This window comes from Pseudomonas sp. NPDC086251, from assembly GCF_044746405.1.
In the GTDB taxonomy this organism is placed as follows: domain Bacteria; phylum Pseudomonadota; class Gammaproteobacteria; order Pseudomonadales; family Pseudomonadaceae; genus Aquipseudomonas.
In genome coordinates, this window is record NZ_JBIVBY010000075.1 from 1 (window position 1) to 4,599 (window position 4,599).

At 53.6% G+C, this 4,599-nt stretch carries 5 protein-coding genes and 4 tRNA genes; all 9 read left to right on the top strand.

What is annotated here, in order from left to right; genetic code table 11:
* The first annotated feature begins 206 nt into the window (after window positions 1-206).
* Complete coding sequence (birA, locus tag ACIPL2_RS34950; protein ID WP_401365347.1) at window positions 207-1,166, top strand: bifunctional biotin--[acetyl-CoA-carboxylase] ligase/biotin operon repressor BirA; 960 nt, start codon at window positions 207-209, stop codon at window positions 1,164-1,166.
* Entirely contained in the window at window positions 1,156-1,905 is a 750-nt protein-coding gene (locus ACIPL2_RS34955; protein WP_401365350.1) for a pantothenate kinase, read from the top strand. Before birA ends, ACIPL2_RS34955 begins: the two co-directional genes overlap by 11 nt.
* A gap of 7 nt (window positions 1,906-1,912) precedes the next feature.
* Complete coding sequence (locus tag ACIPL2_RS34960) at window positions 1,913-2,353, top strand: hypothetical protein (RefSeq protein ID WP_401365352.1); 441 nt, start codon at window positions 1,913-1,915, stop codon at window positions 2,351-2,353.
* A gap of 142 nt (window positions 2,354-2,495) precedes the next feature.
* Window positions 2,496-2,580, top strand: a tRNA-Tyr gene (locus ACIPL2_RS34965).
* A gap of 23 nt (window positions 2,581-2,603) precedes the next feature.
* Window positions 2,604-2,677: transfer RNA gene (locus ACIPL2_RS34970), tRNA-Gly, on the top strand.
* A gap of 26 nt (window positions 2,678-2,703) precedes the next feature.
* Window positions 2,704-2,779, top strand: a tRNA-Thr gene (locus ACIPL2_RS34975).
* An 84-nt stretch (window positions 2,780-2,863) separates the two neighbouring features.
* Window positions 2,864-4,057, top strand: a complete 1,194-nt coding sequence (gene tuf / locus ACIPL2_RS34980) for an elongation factor Tu (RefSeq protein ID WP_007896619.1) — start codon at window positions 2,864-2,866, stop codon at window positions 4,055-4,057.
* Between the two features lie 53 nt (window positions 4,058-4,110).
* Window positions 4,111-4,186, top strand: a tRNA-Trp gene (locus ACIPL2_RS34985).
* 45 nt (window positions 4,187-4,231) lie between these two features.
* Window positions 4,232-4,599 (top strand): preprotein translocase subunit SecE (secE, locus tag ACIPL2_RS34990; RefSeq protein WP_008145488.1); only part of this gene is annotated, 368 nt, incomplete at its 3' end.

Consider the following 4,599-nt stretch of genomic DNA (forward strand, 5'->3'; position numbering starts at 1 on the left):
CTCAGCAGTGAAACGATGCATCGCCGATGGTAGTGTGGGGTTTCCCCATGTGAGAGTAGGTCATCGTCAAGATTAAATTCCGAAACCCCTATCTGTGTACGCAGGTAGGGGTTTTGTTTTGTCCGCAGGAAAGTGGTCTGTACAGTTTCTATGCAACGGCTCGGGGCATAGCTATCATGCGGGCCTCATTGTGAGGCGAGACTTGCATGCTGACGTTGTTAAAGCTTCTTAAAGATGGCCGATTCCATTCAGGTCAGGCCCTGGGCGTTGCCCTGGGCGTCAGTCGTAGTGCCGTATGGAAGCAGCTTCAGCATTTGGAGGCTGAGCTGGGCTTGTCCATCCATAAGGTGCGTGGGCGTGGCTATCAGTTGGCTGCACCGCTAACCCTGCTTGATCCTGCGGAGATAAGAGGTCGGGCGCCTTCTTGTGATTGGCCTGTTCTGGTTTTCGATTCAATTGACTCCACCAATGCTGAAGCATTGCGCGCCGTAGAGCGGGGCCAAGCCGCGCCATTTCTGGTGCTCGCCGAGCGCCAGACCGCTGGTCGCGGCCGACGTGGTCGGAAGTGGGTGAGTCCGTTTGCGGAAAACATCTATTACAGCCTGGTACTGCGTATAGAAGGCGGGATGCGTCAGCTTGAAGGCTTGAGTCTTGTTGTTGGGCTCGCCGTCATGCAGGCATTGCGCAAGCTCGGGGTTTCGGGTGCGGGATTAAAATGGCCCAACGATGTTCTGGTTGGGCAGAAGAAGATCGCCGGAATATTGCTCGAGCTGGTGGGGGATCCTGCCGATGTGTGTCATGTGGTGCTGGGTGTTGGCATCAATGTGAACATGCAGATGACTGATGAGGTTGATCAGCAGTGGACATCCATGCGGCTGGAGTCAGGCAAGGTGTTCGATCGCAATCACCTGGTCGCGGAGTTGGGCATCATGCTTCAGGCTTATTTAAGTCGTCATCAAGTCGACGGATTTTCGGCCATCCAGGCAGAGTGGGAGCAAAATCATCTATGGCAAGGGCGGCCTGTGTCGTTGATTGCCGGTGTTAACCAGATAGATGGCGAAGTGCTCGGTATCGATAATCAGGGGGCTCTGCGCTTGAAGGTGGATGGTGTGGAAAAAGTCTTTAGTGGCGGTGAGCTTAGTCTGAGGTTGCGTGATGATTCTTGAGCTCGACTGCGGAAACAGTTTCATCAAGTGGCGCGTGCTCGACGCGGATGCCCGGCGGGTGGTTGGCGAGGGTGTCGTTGATTCCGATCTTGCGCTGCTGGAGAGCTTGATGGCCCTCGAGGGCCTGGCTCTCAAGTTTTGTCGGTTGGTCAGTGTCAGGACTGCCGAGGAAACCGCTGCATTGATTGCTCTGCTTGAAGATGCTTTCAGTGTGTCAGTCATGTGTGCGGTCCCGGCTCGCGAAATGTCCGGGGTTCGTAATGGTTATGAAGAGTTCGAGCGGCTAGGGCTTGATCGCTGGCTGGCGATGCTCGGAGGTTTTCATCTCGCAGCGGGTGCGTGCCTTGTGCTCGATTTTGGTACTGCAGTAACTGCTGACTTCATCTCCCGGGATGGGGGGCATATCGGTGGCTTCATATGCCCGGGAATGCCGCTGATGCGAAACCAGTTACGTACCCATACCCGCAAAATTCGATATGGAGATCTCGCGGCGGAGCGCGCCCTGGAAAGTCTCGTTCCCGGCCGTACAACCGTTGAGGCGGTCGAGCGAGGGTGTTTGCTGATGCTCAGAGGCTTTGTCTTGACTCAGTTAGAGTTGGCGCGCAGTTACTGGGGGGAGGAATTTGATGTGTTTCTCACTGGTGGTGATGCGGACCTGGTCTCGGAGGTCGTCCCCGAAGCTCGTGTGGTCCCGGATCTGGTCTTTGTAGGTCTGGCTATGGCATGTCCCTTGTCCTGAGGTTTTTATGCGTTGGTTGTTCCTGCTGCTGCTTGTCCTCAATGTGTTCTATTACATCTGGCACCAACAAGAGGCTCCTCTTCGTGCGAAAGACGTAACGCCGTTGAGTTTGTATCGGGGATCGCAACAGGACATTCGCTTATTGAGCGAGACGACTGACGCGACTCGCGATAAGGCGAAATCTGCCCCAGCCGACAGTGGTTGCCTCTACCTGGGCGGTTTTACGCGTCAGGAAGCCGCTCAGGCGGTTGAGCGGCGGCTGAGTGGTATGGATATCAAGTACCAATCCTTGCCGAAGGATCCCTCGGAGTCTGCGGGTTATTGGGTGCGTGTGGCACCAGAAAGCCGACGCTGGCTGGATGACTCGCAGCTGAAAAACCTTTCCAGAGAATTCAATGAGTTAAAACATAAAATAATGCCGTGCGAGGGGGTTGCACCCGCGGAATAGTTTGCATAGAATGGCGCCCGCTTCGCAGTGAACACCTTTAACGGTTAACACTTCGAAGCGACGTCAACGCAGCTAACCTCAGGTTTTTAATGAGAAAATGCTTGACAGAAGGCTGGCATGATATAGAATGCCGGCTCGCTTAGGAGGGGTTCCCGAGCGGCCAAAGGGATCAGACTGTAAATCTGACGTCTACGACTTCGAAGGTTCGAATCCTTCCCCCTCCACCATTTTTAGCGAGAGCTGCAAGCTCGCGGGTATAGTTTAGTGGTAGAACCTCAGCCTTCCAAGCTGATGATGCGGGTTCGATTCCCGCTACCCGCTCCATGTTTGCAGATCCTGCGCAGTGTTACGCTCTTGTAGCTCAGTTGGTAGAGCACACCCTTGGTAAGGGTGAGGTCAGCGGTTCAAATCCGCTCAAGAGCTCCATATAACAAGGCAGATATGAAAATATCTGCCTTTGTTTTAATGGCTTGTTTGACTTGCTCAATTCTTCTCCTCGGGGTGATTTTGATGGCTAAGGAAAAGTTCGAACGCAATAAGCCGCATGTCAACGTCGGCACCATTGGTCACGTAGACCATGGCAAGACCACCCTGACAGCTGCTTTGACTCGCGTCTGTTCCGAAGTTTTCGGTTCGGCAAAGGTTGACTTCGACAAGATCGATAGCGCCCCTGAAGAAAAAGCTCGTGGTATTACCATCAACACCGCTCACGTTGAATACGATTCGGCCGTGCGTCACTACGCACACGTTGACTGTCCTGGTCACGCCGACTACGTAAAAAACATGATCACCGGTGCTGCTCAGATGGATGGTGCAATTCTGGTTTGCTCGGCCGCTGATGGTCCGATGCCGCAAACCCGTGAGCACATCCTGCTGTCCCGCCAGGTTGGCGTTCCGTACATTGTTGTCTTCCTGAACAAGGCTGACATGGTTGACGACGCTGAGCTGCTGGAACTGGTCGAGATGGAAGTGCGCGATCTGTTGAGCACTTATGATTTCCCAGGTGATGACACTCCGATCATCATTGGTTCGGCGCTGATGGCGCTGAACGGTCAAGACGACAACGAGATGGGCACTACCGCCGTCAAGAAGTTGGTCGAGACTCTGGATAGCTACATTCCGCAGCCTGAACGCGCTATTGATAAGCCGTTCCTGATGCCGATCGAGGATGTGTTCTCGATCTCCGGTCGCGGTACTGTTGTGACTGGTCGTGTTGAGCGTGGCATTGTCCGCATTCAGGAAGAAGTTGAGATTGTTGGTCTTCGTGACACTGTCAAAACTACTTGCACTGGTGTTGAGATGTTCCGCAAGCTGCTCGACGAAGGTCGTGCTGGCGAGAACTGCGGCGTTTTGCTGCGTGGTACCAAGCGTGATGATGTTGAGCGTGGCCAGGTTCTGGTCAAGCCGGGCACTGTCAAGCCGCATACCAAGTTCACTGCTGAGGTTTACGTTCTGAGCAAGGAGGAAGGTGGTCGTCATACGCCATTCTTCAAAGGCTACCGTCCACAGTTCTACTTCCGTACGACTGATGTGACTGGTAACTGCGAATTGCCGGAAGGTGTTGAGATGGTGATGCCAGGTGACAACGTCCAAATGACAGTCACTCTGATCAAAACCATCGCAATGGAAGATGGTCTGCGTTTCGCAATCCGTGAGGGCGGTCGTACCGTCGGCGCTGGTGTCGTAGCGAAGGTTATCGAGTAAATTGTTGTAATGTCTTTTTCGGGCCGGCATAATGGTCGGCCTGATTTTGTTTTAGGTCAGTAGCTCAATTGGCAGAGCGACGGTCTCCAAAACCGTAGGTTGGGGGTTCGAGTCCCTCCTGACCTGCCAGATTCACTTGGTGTGTCTGGCTTTCTTTTCACAGGATCTTCATAGATGACTCCTAAAGCTGAAGCTCAAGGCTCTCGCTTCGATCTGCTCAAGTGGCTAGTAGTAGTCGCTTTGGTGGTTGTTGGCGTTGTTGGCAATCAGTATTACTCTGCTTCGCCGATCCTGTACCGTGTACTAGCATTGCTCGCCATTGCTGCTGTAGCTGCCTTTGTAGGCCTGCAGACAGTCAAGGGCAAGTCTTTCTTTGTACTGGTTAAGGAAGCTCGCACCGAGATTCGTAAAGTCGTGTGGCCAACTCGCCAAGAAACCACGCAGACCACACTGATTGTTGTGGCTGTTGTTCTGGTTATGGCGTTGCTGTTGTGGGGGCTTGATTCCCTGCTCGGCTGGCTTGTTTCCTTGATTGTCGGCTA

Excerpts from the sequence above, each read along its gene's own strand:
- birA (WP_401365347.1), top strand. The coding sequence starts at position 207 with ATGCTGACGTTGTTAAAGCTTCTTAAAGATGGCCGATTCCATTCAGGT.
- ACIPL2_RS34955 (WP_401365350.1), top strand. The coding sequence starts at position 1,156 with ATGATTCTTGAGCTCGACTGCGGAAACAGTTTCATCAAGTGGCGCGTG.
- ACIPL2_RS34960 (WP_401365352.1), top strand. The coding sequence starts at position 1,913 with ATGCGTTGGTTGTTCCTGCTGCTGCTTGTCCTCAATGTGTTCTATTAC.
- tuf (WP_007896619.1), top strand. The coding sequence starts at position 2,864 with ATGGCTAAGGAAAAGTTCGAACGCAATAAGCCGCATGTCAACGTCGGC.